Annotated in this window: 18 protein-coding genes; 6 read left to right on the forward strand and 12 right to left on the reverse strand. The window is 41.8% G+C overall.

Annotated elements, in window-relative coordinates; genetic code table 11:
- Window positions 1-142: 142 nt before the first annotated feature.
- The 5 genes from hemA to E3D81_RS02990 all read left to right on the forward strand — a co-directional run bounded on the left by hemA (window position 143) and on the right by E3D81_RS02990 (window position 6,285).
- Complete coding sequence (hemA, locus tag E3D81_RS02970) at window positions 143-1,384, forward strand: glutamyl-tRNA reductase (RefSeq protein ID WP_134776338.1); 1,242 nt, start codon at window positions 143-145, stop codon at window positions 1,382-1,384.
- A 107-nt stretch (window positions 1,385-1,491) separates the two neighbouring features.
- Window positions 1,492-3,078, forward strand: coding sequence for a hydroxymethylbilane synthase (gene hemC / locus E3D81_RS02975; RefSeq protein ID WP_099367091.1), 1,587 nt, complete (start codon window positions 1,492-1,494; stop codon window positions 3,076-3,078).
- A gap of 13 nt (window positions 3,079-3,091) precedes the next feature.
- Window positions 3,092-4,069 carry a porphobilinogen synthase gene (gene hemB / locus E3D81_RS02980; protein ID WP_099367084.1) on the forward strand — a complete coding sequence of 326 codons (978 nt, stop codon included), beginning with the start codon at window positions 3,092-3,094 and terminating at the stop codon, window positions 4,067-4,069.
- A gap of 50 nt (window positions 4,070-4,119) precedes the next feature.
- Window positions 4,120-5,565 (forward strand): asparagine--tRNA ligase, encoded by a 1,446-nt coding sequence (gene asnS / locus E3D81_RS02985; protein ID WP_134776339.1) that lies wholly within the window; start codon window positions 4,120-4,122, stop codon window positions 5,563-5,565.
- 99 nt (window positions 5,566-5,664) lie between these two features.
- Window positions 5,665-6,285 carry an L-threonylcarbamoyladenylate synthase gene (locus tag E3D81_RS02990; protein ID WP_134776340.1) on the forward strand — a complete coding sequence of 207 codons (621 nt, stop codon included), beginning with the start codon at window positions 5,665-5,667 and terminating at the stop codon, window positions 6,283-6,285.
- On the opposite strand, the gene E3D81_RS02995 is transcribed toward E3D81_RS02990, so the two are convergent.
- From E3D81_RS02995 to tilS, 8 genes are all read right to left on the reverse strand, one after another.
- Complete coding sequence (locus tag E3D81_RS02995; RefSeq protein ID WP_134776341.1) at window positions 6,273-6,722, reverse strand: SRPBCC domain-containing protein; 450 nt, start codon at window positions 6,720-6,722, stop codon at window positions 6,273-6,275. The genes E3D81_RS02990 and E3D81_RS02995 overlap by 13 nt on opposite strands.
- 44 nt (window positions 6,723-6,766) lie before the next feature.
- A complete protein-coding gene (locus E3D81_RS03000; RefSeq protein ID WP_134776342.1) occupies window positions 6,767-7,339 on the reverse strand; it encodes a Crp/Fnr family transcriptional regulator in 573 nt (190 codons plus the stop codon).
- On the reverse strand, window positions 7,336-8,235 hold the full coding sequence (locus E3D81_RS03005; protein ID WP_134776343.1) for an EamA family transporter: 900 nt from the start codon (window positions 8,233-8,235) through the stop codon (window positions 7,336-7,338). Before E3D81_RS03005 ends, E3D81_RS03000 begins: the two co-directional genes overlap by 4 nt.
- A gap of 48 nt (window positions 8,236-8,283) precedes the next feature.
- Window positions 8,284-8,601: a DUF721 domain-containing protein gene (locus tag E3D81_RS03010; protein WP_134776344.1), complete on the reverse strand. Its 318-nt coding sequence runs from the start codon at window positions 8,599-8,601 to the stop codon at window positions 8,284-8,286.
- Complete coding sequence (gene recF, locus E3D81_RS03015) at window positions 8,585-9,697, reverse strand: DNA replication/repair protein RecF (protein ID WP_134776345.1); 1,113 nt, start codon at window positions 9,695-9,697, stop codon at window positions 8,585-8,587. The genes E3D81_RS03010 and recF overlap by 17 nt, the downstream gene beginning before the upstream one ends.
- Before the next feature lie 36 nt (window positions 9,698-9,733).
- A complete protein-coding gene (locus E3D81_RS03020; protein WP_099367076.1) occupies window positions 9,734-10,033 on the reverse strand; it encodes a DUF4834 family protein in 300 nt (99 codons plus the stop codon).
- 86 nt (window positions 10,034-10,119) lie between these two features.
- Window positions 10,120-10,605: a hypothetical protein gene (locus E3D81_RS03025; RefSeq protein WP_099367075.1), complete on the reverse strand. Its 486-nt coding sequence runs from the start codon at window positions 10,603-10,605 to the stop codon at window positions 10,120-10,122.
- Between the two features lie 5 nt (window positions 10,606-10,610).
- Window positions 10,611-12,014 carry a tRNA lysidine(34) synthetase TilS gene (tilS, locus tag E3D81_RS03030; protein WP_134776346.1) on the reverse strand — a complete coding sequence of 468 codons (1,404 nt, stop codon included), beginning with the start codon at window positions 12,012-12,014 and terminating at the stop codon, window positions 10,611-10,613.
- 96 nt (window positions 12,015-12,110) lie between these two features.
- Here tilS and E3D81_RS03035 point away from each other — a divergent pair, with 96 nt between their 5' ends.
- Entirely contained in the window at window positions 12,111-14,525 is a 2,415-nt protein-coding gene (locus E3D81_RS03035) for an OstA-like protein (RefSeq protein ID WP_167554215.1), read from the forward strand.
- Here the strand turns inward: E3D81_RS03035 and E3D81_RS03040 are convergent.
- From E3D81_RS03040 to E3D81_RS03050, 4 genes are all read right to left on the reverse strand, one after another.
- Window positions 14,515-15,006: a hypothetical protein gene (locus E3D81_RS03040; protein WP_134776348.1), complete on the reverse strand. Its 492-nt coding sequence runs from the start codon at window positions 15,004-15,006 to the stop codon at window positions 14,515-14,517. The two genes, E3D81_RS03035 and E3D81_RS03040, sit on opposite strands and share 11 nt — an antisense overlap.
- A 33-nt stretch (window positions 15,007-15,039) precedes the next feature.
- Complete coding sequence (locus tag E3D81_RS03045; protein WP_134776349.1) at window positions 15,040-16,020, reverse strand: deoxyhypusine synthase family protein; 981 nt, start codon at window positions 16,018-16,020, stop codon at window positions 15,040-15,042.
- Between the two features lie 67 nt (window positions 16,021-16,087).
- Window positions 16,088-16,216 (reverse strand): hypothetical protein, encoded by a 129-nt coding sequence (locus E3D81_RS17555; protein ID WP_262708799.1) that lies wholly within the window; start codon window positions 16,214-16,216, stop codon window positions 16,088-16,090.
- On the reverse strand, window positions 16,213-17,310 hold the full coding sequence (locus E3D81_RS03050) for a mandelate racemase/muconate lactonizing enzyme family protein (protein WP_134776350.1): 1,098 nt from the start codon (window positions 17,308-17,310) through the stop codon (window positions 16,213-16,215). The genes E3D81_RS17555 and E3D81_RS03050 overlap by 4 nt, the downstream gene beginning before the upstream one ends.
- Window positions 17,311-17,341 lie beyond the last annotated feature (31 nt).

Genomic DNA, 17,341 nt, shown 5'->3' on the forward strand with positions numbered 1-17,341 from the left:
ACACCCTCTAAAATAACATTTTAACATTTTTTTAACATTATTTATAATCGTTCTAAATTCATTGTATTGACAGATTTTTGACAATATCCCAAAGGTTTTAATCTACATTTGCAGTACAAAATTATTGGCGGAAGATTAAGCTTTGAAGAATTTAAAAGTTATAGCGTTTACCCATAAACATGTCGATCTAAAAGATCTTGGGAATTTGGTTATATGCAATGAGGAGTTGGATAATCGCCTTATTAACCTTAAGAACAGTTTAGACATCCCTGAAATATTCTACATCGGTACTTGTAACCGGGTGGAATTCGTGTTTTATGGTCCGCATGAATTGAACGATGATTTTGTAGTTCAATTTCTTGACAAGATGAATTTCTGTGTACCGGCTGAGCGCATGCAATGTTACCTAAGCCAAGTGAACAGATATACTGGTCAAGATGCCCTTCAACATCTTTTCCGTACCTCCTGCTCCATGGAGAGTTTAGTGGTCGGAGAAAAAGAAATCCTTGCCCAGATCCGCCGTGCTTACGATCGTTGTAAAGCAGCAGGCTTCACTGGCGATTTCTTACGCTTGATGATGGACCGCCTGGTTAAAACAGCAAAAGAGGTCTATACCTTCACCAATATTTCACGCAACCCCATCTCCGTGGTTTCTTTGGCTTACCGTAAGCTTCGTGAAGTAAAATTAAACGACAACCCTAGGATATTGGTTATTGGTTCGGGCGAAACCAACCAAAACTTGGCCAAATACCTGAAGAAACATAAATACAGCAATTTTACCATCTTCAACAGAACCGTGGAAAACGCTGCAGCACTTGCAGAAGAATTGAACGCGCCTGTTTACCCGCTATCGGAATTGAAAAATTACAAGAAAGGGTTCGATTTGATGATTACCTGTACAGGAGCTCCTGAGGCGATCATCCATGAAGACCTTTATCAATCCCTATTGAATGGTGAAGATGATAAAAAAGTGATTATCGATTTGGCAATTCCGAATGATATCGATGCGGAAATCATTGCAAAACACCCGATCCAATACATTGAGGTGAGCAGTTTGCAACAGATTGCGGAGAAGAACATTCAAGAGCGCTATGCGGAATTGGAGAGTGCCGAGAAGATCATCGACCAAAATATCAAAGAATTCCTTCCGATCTTAAAGCAACGTCGTGTAGAAGTTGCGATGAAAGAAGTTCCAGAGCAAATCAAAGCGATTCGTGAATTGGCCATGACCGAGGTTTTCGCCAATGAAATGGAACAGCTTGATCCTCAGGCCCGCGAAGTGCTCAACAAAGTCATCAACTACATGGAAAAGAAATACATCAAAGTTCCCATGGTGATGGCAAAAGAGATTCTCGTGAAATCTGCGGAATCTGAGAGCAACTAATTCCTTAACGCTATTTTAAATATTCGCATTCTGACAATAAAAAGGCAGAATTGATTGGCTATTTCCTTAACTTTGCCAGCGAATTATTCATATGTAAATCTTTGAACGTGAACAGAAAACTTATCATCGGTACCCGGGGCAGTGAATTGGCCTTATGGCAAGCAAACTTTGTCAAGGATCGATTGGCTGACATTGGGGTACAGGCCGAGTTAAAAATCATCAAAACACAAGGAGATATCATCCAACATCTCCGATTGGATAAATTAGAAGGCAAAGGTTTCTTTACCAAAGAATTGGAAGAGGAACTGTTGTCCGGAGGTATTGACCTCGCGGTGCATTCTCACAAAGATTTACCTACCGTAAACCCTCCAGGGTTAATTATTGCAGCCGTTTCGGAACGGGAAGACCCTGCAGAACTACTGATTGTACATAAGGATTGTGTGGATATCAGCAAACGCCTATCCCTAAAGCACAATGCCACCATTGGTACATCTTCCAACCGTAGAAAAGCACAATTACTTTCCTTAAGACCAGACCTAGAATTCGATGACCTTCGTGGAAACCTGCAAACTAGGGTTCAGAAATTAAGGGATGAAAAATATGATGCCATTATGTTGGCAAAAGCCGGGATTGCCCGGATTAATATGGATCTTTCGGATTTCCACCTGGAAGAGATCCCTCCGGTGGAATTGATCCCTGCTCCTGCTCAAGGTGTTCTGGCGATTCAGATCCGCGAATCCGATACCGAATTATTTGATATTCTTCAGGGAATCCACAATAAGGAAGTGGCGGAGACTATTGCGGTAGAACGCAAGGTATTGAACATGTTCGATGCCGGTTGTCACGCTCCACTAGGTTCTTATTGCCGTAAAAAAGATGGCATGTACCAATCTTGGACCTCCATTGCAGATACGAATGAGGACTTTCCAGACCGCGTGTTCCTGCAGGCAGAAAGCACCGAAGGGATGGCGGAAAAGATCTTTGCCAAATACAGCAAGGATAGAAAACTTCCATCTTCGGTATTCATCACCCGCGATCTGGCAGAAAACTCCTATTTAGGAAGGTTCCTTAAAAAACACGAGATCCAGATCGATGACCGATCGTTGATCCGTATTTTCCCAACCATCAATAAATTGGATTCTTTTATCCTTAAACGCGCTGATTGGATTTTCTTCAACAGCAAGAATGCGATTGAACATTTCTTTAAATTGGAGCCTTGGATTTTGAAAAAAACCAAGATTGCCGTTTTGGGCAGAGGATCTGAGGATACATTGAGAAAGTACAACCGCATTGCAGACTTCTCTGGTGATAACTTAGGTATTGAAACCGAAGATATCGCGAAGGAATTTGCGAAATTGGTGGATGGACAGACGGTATTGATCCCTCGCGCTGAAGGATCGTACATGACCATCCAAAAGGCCTTGACTCCAGAAACCAAGGTGATCGATATGCCAATCTATGAAACTGTCATTGAAGAAGAGGTGAACAAGACCAATGCGGAGGTGATGATTTTCACTAGCCCTAGCAATGTGGAAGCCTATTTCCGCGAAAACTTGGCAGATCCGGATCAGAAGATCATCTGTATCGGTCATTCTACCGCAGCTGCTATCGAGAAATTGGGCTTAAAATACACGCTTCCATTTACCCCAGATGAAATAGGTTTGGCGGAAGCAATTTTCGGATTAGATTATTAATAAACAACACATCATGTTACATCGTCCTAGAAGAAACAGGAAATCGGCTGTAATACGCGATATGGTTCAAGAGAACCACCTACATGCACAGAATCTTATATTCCCATTATTTATTGTTGATGGCGAAAACCAGAAAGTAGAAGTATCCTCCATGCCGGGCATTTACCGGTATTCGGTGGATAACCTTTTACGCGAAGTGGAAAGCTGCATGAAGCTTGGGTTAAAAGCATTTGACCTTTTCCCGGCTGTAGAAGAGTCTTTAAAAGATAAATATGCTACGGAAAGCTACCGCAAAGGTACCTTGTACCTTCGGGCCATCGAGGAAGTAAAGAAGAACTTCCCGGAAGCTTGTGTGGTAACCGACGTTGCCATGGATCCCTATAGTTCGGATGGCCACGATGGTATTGTGGAGAACGGTGAGATCCTGAACGATGAAACCCTAGAAGTATTGGGTAAAATGGCTTTGGCACATGCGGAATCAGGTGCGGATATCATTGCTCCATCGGATATGATGGATGGTCGTATCGGCTACTTGCGTGAGGTATTGGATGAAAATGGTTTTACCAATGTATCCTTGATGTCCTATACCGCGAAATATGCTTCTGCTTATTATGGTCCTTTTAGGGATGCCCTAGGTTCTGCACCTAAAAAAGGTGATAAAAAGACCTATCAGATGAATCCAGCCAACAGCAAGGAAGCCTTGATCGAAGCACAATTGGATATGGAAGAAGGTGCGGACTTTCTAATGGTCAAACCGGGATTACCTTATCTGGATGTGATCAAGTTATTGCATGATAATTTTGATCTTCCGATCGCTGCCTATAATGTTTCCGGAGAATATGCGATGTTAAAAGCAGCCATTGCTAATGGTTGGTTAAGTGAGCAGGTGATCTTGGAAACCTTATTGAGTTTTAAACGTGCTGGCGCAACCTCTATCCTAACCTACCATGCCAAAGAGGTGTTGGAAAAAGGTTGGGTAAAATCCTATTAATTGCTATTTTTGTAAGCTTAAACCGCAGAAATAATCATATTTTCATAAAAATGGAACATACACGAATAAAAGAATTATTAAAATCAGAAGAGTTTGGAAAAGAAGTAATTGTTAAGGGATGGGTTCGCACCTTTCGTAACAATCAATTTGTGGCGATCAATGACGGTTCTTCCATCAATAATATCCAAGCTGTAATCGATTTTGAGAACACCCCAGATGATATCCTGAGAAGAATCACTACTGGTGCCGCTGTTCGTGTAAAAGGGACTTTGGTGGAATCCCAAGGTAAAGGACAACGTGTGGAAGTGAAAGCGACGGACATCAGCATTATTGGTGATTCGGATGCAGAGAAATTCCCATTGCAACCTAAAAAACACAGTCTTGAATTCCTTCGTGAAATTGCACACCTTCGTTTCCGTACCGGAACTTTCAACGCGATCTTCAAAGTGAGAAACGCATTGGCATTTGCTGTCAATAAATTCTTTCAAGAAAGAGATTTCGTTTATATGCATACGCCTATCATTACAGGATCGGATGCTGAAGGCGCTGGAGAGATGTTCCGCGTAACGACTTTGGATCTGAACAACCTACCTCGTACAGAGCAAGGGGACATCGATTTTAAAGAAGACTTTTTCGGCAAATCAACCAACTTAACGGTTTCCGGCCAATTGGAAGGCGAATTAGCTGCTTTGGCTTTTGGAAATATCTATACCTTCGGACCAACCTTCCGTGCAGAGAATTCTAACACTACCCGTCACTTGGCGGAGTTCTGGATGATCGAACCGGAAATGGCTTTCTATGAATTGGAAGACAACATGCAGTTGGCGGAAGATCTATTGAAATATGTGATCAGATATGCCTTGGATACCTGTCCGGAGGAGATCGAATTCTTGAGAGCTCGTCTTTTGGAGGAAGAGAAATCTAAACCGCAGGCAGATCGTTCTGAGTTGGATCTGGTAGAGAAATTAAACTTTGTTGTGGAGAATGATTTTGTTCGTTTGACTTATACAGAAGCGATCGACATCCTGATGAAGAGCAAGCCTAACCAGAAGAAACAGTTCAAATACCTGATCGAAGGTTGGGGTGCTGACCTGCAATCGGAGCACGAACGTTATCTGGTAGAAAAACATTTCAAAAAACCGGTTATCTTAACTGATTATCCAAGAGAGATCAAGTCTTTCTATATGAAACAGAACCCTGTTGATGCGCAAGGTAGACAAACCGTTCGTGCGATGGATATCCTGTTCCCTGGAATCGGAGAAATGGTTGGTGGTTCTCAGCGAGAGGAAAACCTGGAGAAATTGATCACCAGGATGAATGAAGTAGGTATTCCTACGGAAGAAATGGAGTGGTTCTTGGATACCCGTCGTTTTGGATCGGTGCCGCATTCTGGTTTCGGTGTAGGATTTGAACGTTTGGTGTTGTTCACTACCGGCATGACCAACATTCGGGACGTGATACCTTTCCCAAGGACGCCTAAGAACGCTGAATTCTAAGATCATTAAAAATATAATTAAAACCGTCAGAAACTTCTTTTGACGGTTTTTGTTTATCATATAGCGGATTTAACATCCATAACCCTAAAAGAGAAAAGCATGCTGTTGAAGATATACAACGATAACCCTAATCCGAAGGTAATAGAAGAAGCCGTAGAGGTTTTGAAAAAAGGTGGAGTGATCATCTACCCGACGGATACCGTCTATGGTATGGGGTGTGATATCAGCAATCAGAAGGCTATTGAAAAGGTCTATGCCCTGCGTGGATTAAAACCTGACAAAGCAAATCTCTCTTTTATCTGTTATGACCTGACGGATATCTCGCAATATACCAAGCCGTTTGATACAGCTGTGTTCAGGGTATTGAAAAAGGCTTTGCCTGGTCCATTTACCTTTATTTTTAATGCGAGCTCTCAAGTTCCGAAGCTGTTGAGTTCGAAAAAGAAAACTGTAGGTATTCGTGTCCCTGACAATAACATCGTTCGGGAGATCGTGAAGCAATTGGGGCATCCCATTGTGACGACATCCATCCACGATGAGGATGAAATCATTGAGTACTCTACCGACCCTGAATTGATCTATGAAAAATACCAGGATAAGGTAGATTTGGTGATCGATGGTGGTTATGGTGATAACGTGGCTTCTACCATTGTGGATCTTACTTCCGGGGATTTTGAGGTTATTCGTGAAGGAAAAGGAGACTTGGATCAATATTTATAATTTGAAGCCTCTGCCCGATCTTTTATCGCTTGATTAAAGAGTTCAAAACCCTTTTTTGTATTTCCATGGATCATTTTCTGGAGGAAGGGCACTAATATTCCGGAGAATTTCTCCCCTTGTACCAGCTCGGTAGTTCCATCTTTAGTTTCCCTTAACAGGAAATAATGTTCACCATCAAAGATTCCCTTTATCAGCAAACTACCTTTCCAACGTAGTTCTTGGTTGGATTTGATCGCTAAAAAGATGGGATTCATGGTTATTTTGCCTCCTCCCGGTTGTGATAATACTACCTTAGTTCGAGAACCTTCCTTTGGTATTCCTTTAAATTCCTTGATGGTTGGGCTCCAGGTAGGATACTTTTCAAAGTCAGATAAGATGTTCCAAACGAGTGAGATTGGAGCTTGAATGTTTATCGTTGTTTCTATCGCTGTTTTCATATACCAAAGGTAGCCTGAGGTATTCCGAAAGCACTTGACATTTATCAAGAAATAGCCAACTTATTCCTGATCCTGCTTAATGTCTCTGGGCTCATCCCCAAAACCGAGGCAATGTATTGCAGGGGAACCTGATTAAACAGGGCTTTATGTTGATGGAAATATTTCAGATATCGCTCCTCTGCAGATAAGCCAATAAAATCAAATACACGGGATTCGATCTGCATGAAACACTTCGCCAAAAAACGCTTTTCCAACAGATTCCATTCAGGGAACTGCTTTTCCAAGCTCTGGTAATCGGTTTTTGTTAAAGTCCAGATGCCCATCGGACTCAACGCTTCAATGGTTCCCAGTGCTGGTTGATTAAAAAAGAAGGACGATAGATCCGTCATGAAATAACCTGGAGAGCCTATCCATTGGGTTACTTCCTTTTCTTCTGTCCATTTCACCACTCGACAATAGCCTGACTCTATAAAACTTAAGCGATCTGCTGATTTTCCAACTGCTAAGAACAGGTCTCCTTTTGCCAGCTCCTCCCTTTTGAAAAGGCTGAGGATATGTTCTGCCTGCAGTTCATCGACCTCAAATAATTGAAAGAGTTGTTCCTTAAATGCTTTCATATATTGGCTATTCTTTTTGTTTTCCTTCTTTCATAAATATAGGAAACATTAAATAAGATGATGGCCAAGAAGGTAAGGCTAAACGCAATGATCTGGAATAGGGTAATGGATTCCTTGTAATAAAGGATCGCCAAGAAAAAGGAAATGATGGGATTAAGATAAAGCAGGATGCCCACTACAGAGCTATCCAAGCCTTTTAAGGCGTAGATATTCAAGAACAATGGGATAATGGTATATCCAATGGCAATGACCATAATCAAAAGATAGAAATCATCGGTTTTTGGTACAGAGGTGTCGATCATCCCCAGTATAGGCAGCAATAAGAGCGTACTGACCAAAATATGTATGGTCAGGGTGACGAACTTATCCAGTTGAAAGGAATTCTTCTGCAGCACAAGATAGGCCGCATAAGAAAGCGCAATTACAAAACTATAGAAGAGGTCGATAAAATGGCCATAGGCCATGAGGATACAACTGACCACACTCAGCGCCACGGCAAACCATTGACCTTTGTTTAGGTGTTCCTTAAGGAAGATACTGGCCAAGACGGTCGTTAAGATCGGACAGATCAAGTAGGCCAGTGAGGTGGCATTGACCGAAACGGTATTCATTACATAGATAAAGAGGAACCAGTTCAAGGCCAATAAAATGGCACTTCCAATCACATTGATCAGCAGATTCTTTAATTGTTTTTTTGGAAGATTTCGGAGGTACTGTATACTTGCCAGGGTCTGCTTGCGTCTGAACAGGAAACAAGCAATGACAATGGAAACGGAGGCGAACAAAACGCGGTGGATCAGAATATCCAGGGCGGCATAGGCACCGAGCGGTTTAAGAACGAGGGCAAAGGTTCCCCAGATCAAAAAACCCAGCACGGCTGATAGGTAATATTTCATCGATAAAAAAGAAAAGAACTAAGGTAAACTGAAAAGAACTAAGGTAAACTACAGAATTACAAATTCCTCAATGACCACCTGCCCCACATACTCATTCACACGGCCGATGATCTGCCTACGCATCATCGCCAACTCATTCTTGATGACAGCCGATTCTACACGAACAAATAACTTTTTATCCCGGATATAGATCTGTTGGGTTCGGTTGGCGATCGCTTGTCCGATCAATTCTGGCCAGGCAGCCACAATGGAGGTTTCGTCAAATTTCCTGCGAAGACGATAGACATCCAGAAGCTTCTCTACCGCCTGTTTGATGGTGATATCATCGCTTCTTCGAAAAGCATCGTCTTTATTGTACTTCAGCATTTACTTGACCTCCTTGTATATCAAAGATACGAATAGGTTTACCTATTTCTTCAAAAATTCTGTTTATTCTATCCGCATCCGTATCTGTAAGAAAAATCTGTCCAAACTCATCTTCCGACACCAACTGCATCAATTTCTTGGTGCGGTTTTCGTCCAATTTATCGAAGATATCATCCAATAAAAGCAATGGTTTAAACTGTTTTTTATCTTTCAGAAAAGAGTATTGGGCGAGTTTCAAAGCAATCAAAAAGGATTTTTGTTGACCTTGGGAACCAAACTTCTTCAAGGGCATCCCCTCGTGGATACTGAACAGCAGATCATCTTTATGTATACCAATGCTGGTTCTTTCCAATTGCCTATCTTTATCTAAGCTTGTCTCCAATAGCTGCAGAAAATCCTGCCCCATAAGCGGTGATTCATAGATAAGCTCCACTTGTTCCGCATCATCGGATAAGAACTGGTAATACCGACGGAATTCTGGTAGAAATTCAGCCATGAACTGTTGTCTTCTTTTAAAGATCCGTTCACCCGATTCGACCAATTGTAGGTTCAGCACCTCCAAAAGTCCCACATCAAAAACACCGGTATCCTTGATGTTCTTCAGAACGGTGTTGCGTTGCAGCAATATGCGGTTGTAGGAAATCAGGATATCCAGGTATTGGTTATCCGTTTGGGAGATTACATTATCAACGAATTTCCTTCTTTCCTCACTACCATCGATAATGATGGAGGTATCATTCGGAGAGATCATCACCAACGGAAATTGTCCAATATGATCGGCAAGTCGGCTATATTCTTTCTTGTTCTTCTTGAATTGCTTCTTCTGGTTTTTTTTGATGCTACAGGAAACCACATCACAGAGTAGTTCACGATCGAATTCGCCCTGCACCATAAACCAATCTTCCCCCTTTTTAATATGCTGGGAATCAATGGGATTGAAGAAAGATTTGCAGAGTGAAAGGTAATGGATCGCATCCAATAGATTTGTTTTTCCGGAGCCATTCTGTCCTGTAAAGGCGTTGGTTTCGGGTAAAAAATCTAAGGTAGACTCTGTATAGTTCTTAAAGTTTAAGACTGAAAGGTGCTTTAGCCACATAGCAAAGCAAATATAGGCTTTTTAGATGGGCTTAGCTTATTTTACTTCTTCAAAATCAATAAACTCACCAGCTGTTTCCGTGCCTTTGCCCTTTTTGGATTTTTCCGGGGTATATTCTACCCTTACTTTACCATCCTGACGAGACTCACGCTTGAACTGGGAAAATGGATCTTGATAACGTCCCTGTTGTGGACCTTCATTGGCGTATTGCCCTTGTTGACCATTCATGATCTTCTCAGCCACCTTCTTCATGAAGAAAGGCAGCAACAGGCGCATACCAAATTTGAACAGGTAATAAAATACAACTACGGATATAATGAAATAGATAAGTGTCATTCTTTTTTAATGCTTTTTATCAAATTTAATAAATATTTGAATGCTTAGCGGGGAAAATTGTCAAGGAAATCTCAATTAACAAATTTTTACTTTTTGCCTTTTGCCAATTGCAAAGCTTGAAAAAACTGGTCAGGATGCTGAGAACCAATCACATAGACCAATCCATCTTTGTCGGTTAACCAAATGGCTTCTTTGCCTCCTGAATAAAAACGAATCTTACCATTCTTATGCAAATTGTAAACCGGGTTATTAAAGAAGAAGTTGGAGTACTTCTTTTTTTCCACCTTGGTGATGGAATTTAAATCAATCTTCACCAAACTGGTGGTCCAAAGACCACTTAAGATCACATGCGTATCGGTGACTTTTGTCCGATAACTGATCATATAAAGCATAATAATCGAGACCAATAAGATCAAAACGCCGACAATGAAGAAAAGTTGGCGGGAAATCAGGTGTTCCCAATTGATATAATAAGCTACGAAACAGAACAGGGCAAGGATCAATCGAACACTAATCCAAGTCATGTCCCGACCTAGGTACTGTTTTTCCTGAAATAAAGGTTGATCTGTCATTTCCACTATTTGAACACTAATGTAAGTACTTTCTTTGTATTTTCAGTCACTTTATAGCGATTATCTAACCGCATGCCGACTACCCAGATGATTTCTCCATTGCCATTCACCAAGATCGGAATCTCTTCCTTTTCAAAGCGGTTGACCTTTTCCTGGATGAAGAAATCGCTCAATTTCTTCCTGCCTGTCATGCCCAGAGGAATGAAATAATCTCCTTGTTGCTTAAAGCGTAATTTTAATGGGAATTGGAGGAGGTCTGCATCGATATGGATTTCAGACTTTCCATTTTCGTTTGTGTTTGTGTTTGTGTTTTGTTTCGATGATTTAGGATCTTCAACCTCAAGATCTCTTAAACGGCCTAAGGTTAAATACGAATCTAGAAAAGGAAAGCTTACGCTTTCTCCTGCGCTTAAATGTTTACTAACATTATCTTCTAATATTAGCAGCTTCTGCTCCTTTTTTAATCCTGATCTCTTTCTAATGATCAATTGATCCCTATCCATCAATAGCTCATAATCCGATGATTCAAATACCTGCCCCATCGGCTTATCCCATACCGCAATCATTTCCTCCAGAATACTTTTTTGAAAACCAAAAGGTTTAAACAGCTCAAATAAAAAGTAGGAATCAGAAAGGTTTTCCGATAAGTCTGCTCGTTGGATGTAAACATATTTACCATCTTCACGAAACAACTCTTTTCTTCTCTCCGAAACAATACGTTGGATGAATTGGTAACTTTCTTCAAAATGCTTGATGTTCTCCAAGAATATCTGCTCAAAATCAGGCTGAATTTCCTTGAACTTGGGAATAATCTCCAACCGGATTTTATTCCGGGCATATTTATTGGAAAAATTCGATTGATCATCACGGTAGGGAACCTGAAGATCTTTCACTATTTTATCCACTTCCGCTCCAGTAAAACACATCAAGGGGCGGATAAGGTGATCTCGCTGGATGGAAATGCCCAAAAGGCCCTTCAATCCCGTGCTCCTGGTCAGGTTGAATAGGGAAGTTTCGATATGATCGTTCAGATGCTGCGCAATCGCGATCTTCCCATATCCAAATTCGATCCTTAACTGCTCGAACCACTCATAACGCAGTTCACGAGCAGCCATCTGAATGGATATTTTATGTTCATCGGCGTATTCCTCGGTGTCAAAATGGATAACATGGAAAGGAATTTGATGCTGAAGCGCGTAATTCCTCACCAATTCTTCATCCAGATCGGACTCCTTGCCCCGTAATTGAAAGTTACAATGGGCAATACTGATTTGATAGCCCAAATCATGCATCAGATGCAGCATCAGCATAGAATCCTTACCTCCACTGACTGCCAAAAGCACTTTTTCGGAACGGTTTATCAGTTCGTTTTTTGTTAAGAAATGCGAGAAATAAGCCTTTGCATCCATTCTTCAAAAATAGATATAATAAACTTTGCATCCCCTTTGCTATTAAAAATTATTGTTTAACAAATTTTTGCTAATTAATTGTATATTTTTGCGCTTGTGAGATACCTTATTCTACTGTTTTTAAGCATCATCTGTTTGGCCAGTTATGGCCAGATTCCCGTTACACCACAGGCTCAACCTGCAGGTAATGAACTTCGTTTGTTAAGTTCTTCTTCTGTTAAAGCCATAAATCAAAAAATATTCCGGGCGTATAATGCATTGTATGAACATAAGGGATCGAGATTGGCAGCCGATTCTGGCGATTATTACAAAGAAGAAGATGGTAGGGAATATTTTAAGGCAAAAGGAAATATCATTATCACACAGCCTTCTGGAACGGTCATTTTTGGGGATGATTTGTTTTATGATGCAGCTGCACAGCAAGCAACCCTACTTTATAATGTGAGGATGATTGATGGCGAAACTACGTTGACCACCAACCACTTGACCTATAATACGGGATCCCAACGTGGTTCCTACAGGAATGGAGGCCGAATTATTGGTCGTCAAGATACCATCACCTCTAGAAATGCTTATTATTTCGAAACGACCAAGGATGCTTATTTCCGTAACAAAGTGGTAGTCCGTTCGCCTGGCGCCATAATTTATACGGACTCCCTACAATACAATACCATGTATCGGGATGCCTTTTTCTTTGGCCCTACGAATATCAATGGTAGAAAAGGGGAGAAATTATATACAGAGCGTGGTAAATACAACACCGCCTTTGGCGTTGCGAAATTCAACAAAAACAACTTATACACCGAAGGATCTCGCTTTTTAAAAGGCGACAGCTTATTCTACGATCGGGAGAAAGGCATTGGAGAAGCTTTTAGGAATGTGGTATTCGTAGATACCTTGGATAAATTTTATGCCAATGGCGAGTATGGTAAGTACTTAGAGGCCGATCAGTCTATCCTAATGCATACCGACCCACTGATCAAATATGTTGTTCAATCAGATTCCACAGGGAATGCGGATTCAACAGCTACAGATACGATCGATAGGGCTAACTTAAGCCCCAAAGAGATCAGGCAGCTTGAACGCGATCAGGAAAAATTGGCCAAAGAAAAAGAAAAGGCCGAGAAAGAACGTTTAAAAGCGGCTGAAAAGCTCGAAAAGGAAAGGCAGAAGGAATTGGCGAAGAACCCAGAGCTTAAAACTATTGAACCTCCCAAGCAGGATAGTATCCTTGCGCCTACCGCTAAAACCAATACCAGGATCGACACAGCCTATATGACGGCTGACACCATATTTTCCAAGGTTATTTTAGTTAGGGATTATAAGCCTTTGGATTTAAAATTAGATCGATCGGGAGGAAAACTCCAAGAAGATACCGATGTGGATTATGGGGATGAGGAGGATATGGATTTTAATGCTGCTGGAGATTCCATCCAGGAAAACCCACAGACTGCCGGTGAGAAAATCCTTCAGGATCCAAAAAAACCGACTACTCCTGCTAAAACTGTCCAGAAAAAAACAACACCAAAGGTTAGTAACTCAAATCCTTCAACCCAGAACACGGTGGCTGTGGATCCGAAACAGATACAGGCCATCAGTAAAGCCGATAGCATCCTGCGCAGAAATGCGGTAATACCAACGGGAAATGAGCCGGATAGTTTGATGAAGAAGGCCATGAATTCAGCGCTGAAAGCCGATACAACGGTGAAAGATTCCACCGTTATGTTTTCGGATACTGCCAGAACCCGGATCGTGAATGCCTACAATAATGTCAGGGTTTTCAAATCAGACCTTCAGGCTGTTGCTGACTCCGTTTATTACGGAATGGTCGATTCCATGTTCAGGTTTATGGGTAAACCCATGATCTGGTCGGATGGATCCCAGATCTCTGCAGATACTATTTTTATGCAGATCAAGAACAACAAAATGGATAATGCATTATTAAAAGAGAATGCTTTTATGGTGAATGCAGTCCTGGATACTGTTAAGTTCAATCAATTAAAAGGCCGAAAGATTGTCGCCTTCTTTGCCAATAACAATATCGAACGCCTATTCGTAACAGGAAATGCGGAGGCTCTTGTGTTCAATGCAGATGATAAAACAAAGATCATCAAAGAGATGTTCCATGACCGCTGTAGCCGGATCAAAATACGTATGGTAGACCGAAAAATCAATGATTATGTTTCGGAAAGGAAGGTTGACCAGAAGCTTTATCCGTTCAAACTGGTAACCCAAGAGAATGAGGTACTACCCGGCTTTATTTGGAAGCCTCAGGACAGGCCAAAGTCCGTGGAAGACATGATGAACAGAAAACGCAGCAAGGAAACTGTTGTTCCAGACCAGAATGGCAAAGACGATCCAGAGCAGAATTCATCTGATCAAAACAGCAAGGAAAATCCTATTCAAAAAAGTATAGAAAATCCAACCCAGAAAAAAGTAGAAAATCCTGTTCAGACCAAAAAAGAAGTAGAAAACTTAGAAGAAGAACAGAACAGCTCGACTAACCCATAAAGGATTTAAATTCCATCCAGAACATCTTTTTCTTTTGCACATCGGCAAACATCTCTTCAAAACTGAAGGTATTAAAGACCGTTGCTATCTTTCCGTGCATATAAGAATTATGTGCGATGGCCGGTAAGCCCAAAGAAATAGGTTCCACACCCAATAAGGTAATTTTCTTCGGTTGGAAAAAGGCCATGATCCGTTTCCAATCATTCGGATTATGCGGGTTGGCCAGATTGACTACAGCCACATTTCCAGCGTGGAGCTGCAATGCACCTATGGTTTTCAGAAAAGCCTCTTCTGCCGCCGGCGAGAAATAAGGATAATCCGGATACCGCAGAATAAACAACACCCCTGTGCTCTTATCCCCTTGATATATAAACTCCTCAGCAGAAGTTAATTCCTGCTGAGGAGTTTTTGGTATAAATAAGGTTTCCGACATCAACGCTTGAAGCGCAACGGGATTCGTTGTATGTAAGCTATCTGCCATTTCTAAAACCTATTCTTAAATCAAAAATATGGACTATTGACCCAATACCCAAGCGAAGATCAATGGCGCAACGATAGTTGCATCAGACTCCACGATGAATTTAGGGGATTCGGTATCCAATTTACCCCAAGTGATTTTCTCATTCGGAACTGCGCCTGAATAAGAACCAAAAGAAGTGGTCGAATCAGAGATCTGACAGAAATAGGACCAGAAAGGAACATCATGCCATTCCAAATCCTGATACATCATTGGAACCACACAGATTGGGAAATCTCCGGCAATACCACCACCGATCTGGAAGAATCCTACTCCTTTACCACCAGAATTCGCGCGGTACCATTCTGTAAGATAGATCATGTACTCAATACCGGTTTTAACCGTGTGTACATTCAACTCGCCTTTGATCACGTAGGAGGCGAAGATATTACCTGTAGTAGAATCTTCCCATCCCGGTACAATGATTGGAATATTTTTATCTGCAGCTGCCAAGATCCAAGAGTTCTTCGGATCGATCTCGTAATATTGTTCAAGATCTCCGGAAAGAACAACTTTATATAAAAATTCGTGTGGGAAATAACGTTCGCCAGCAGCTTCTGCGTCTTTCCAAGCCTTTTCTAAATGGGATTGCAAACGACGGAAAGCTTCTTCTTCTGGGATACAGGTATCGGTTACACGGTTGTAATGGTTCTCCAATAATTCCCATTCATCTTGAGGCGTCAAATCGCGGTAATTTGGAACACGCTTATAGTGAGAGTGAGCCACCAAGTTCATCACATCCTCTTCCAAGTTCGCACCAGTACAGGAAATGATAGCCACTTTATCCTGACGGATCATTTCAGCTAGGGAAATTCCAAGTTCTGCGGTACTCATCGCACCGGCCAATGAAATCAACATTTTACCACCCGCTGCCAAATGATCTTCATAGCCTTTCGCCGCATCTACCATCGAAGCAGCATTAAAATGAAGATAGTTTTTCTCCATGAATTGAGAAATAGGTCCTCTTTGTGTACTCATAATCTTTAATTCTGATAAATGTTCCCAAAGGTACTCATTTATACCCAAATTTCAGCCGTAAACGAACTTACTTTCGCTTCAATAGCTTCCGGAAAATATAAAAGAAAAAGGCCAGGATCAAGACCAGAATAAGTAGGATCAATACCTCACTTACTCCCAGATTCCAGCTGTCGTTATTTAATTGTGCGTAGATCATACCAGCCATTTATCGCATTTTTGTAAGAATTCTTCCGAAATATCAGCCGCGATGCCCGGACCATCGGTCAGCTTGATGGCATAGCCATCATAAACTACTCCCCCAATTACTGGATCTTCCAGATGGCCCACCATGCAGGTATCCAGATCATAGAATTTCACATTATCTGCCGCATAGGCGAAATGCGCCTTGGCAGCCAATGCCAAACGGCTTTCCAACATCCCTCCGATCATACATGGGATACCATATTCCTTGGCTACCGCCTGTATCTTCAGCGATTCTGCAATACCCGAAGATTTGGAGAATTTGATGTTGATGTAATCACAACTATCAGTTCTACAGATGCGCTCCGCATCATGATGATCATAGACCGATTCATCCGCCATGATGGGAACAATGGTCTCCGCTCGTAGTGCAGCAAGCAGATGGTCATTATAGGTTCGCATCGGTTGTTCGCAGAATTGGATTTTCAAGGGTTCCAATCCTTGCAACGCTTCCACAGCCTCTTCATAGGTCCAACCTTGGTTGGCATCGATGCGGATAGGGATATCAAAACCCACCGCTTGCCGGATAGCCTTCATACGGGCAATATCCTCTTGCGGCTTCTTCCCCAATTTGACTTTCAGGGCCACTGCCCCACCCTCATACAATGCCAAAGCCTTGGCCGCCATATCCTCCGCACTGCCAATGCCAATGGTAATATCCGTATGGATCTCCCGAGGAGTTCCTCCTAAATATTGGTAGAGCGGAACGCCGGCAGCTTTGGCTGCCAGATCATATAAGGCCATATCGAAGGCCGATTTGATGGTACTGTTCTTCGCGATATAGGTATGCAATTCTGCTAGGCGATCCGCTAATGCCAGGGGATCTTTCCCCACCCAGATCTTGGCAAAATCCTTTGCCACGGCAATACAGGTTTCCTGTGTTTCCCCAACGATCATGGGAAAGGCGGAACATTCGCCTACCCCATACAGTTCAGCGTCCGTCCGAACCCGAATAAAAGTATTCTGTGCATAATCCATAACCCCCGTTGCAATCACAAATGGTTCCATCGGAATGCTCAAACGGTAGATCTCAATTTCTTTGATGACCATAATTTGTTTGTTCTATAAACAAATGTAACGA

Source organism: Sphingobacterium sp. CZ-2 (assembly GCF_004526235.1).
Classification (GTDB): domain Bacteria; phylum Bacteroidota; class Bacteroidia; order Sphingobacteriales; family Sphingobacteriaceae; genus Sphingobacterium; species Sphingobacterium tenebrionis.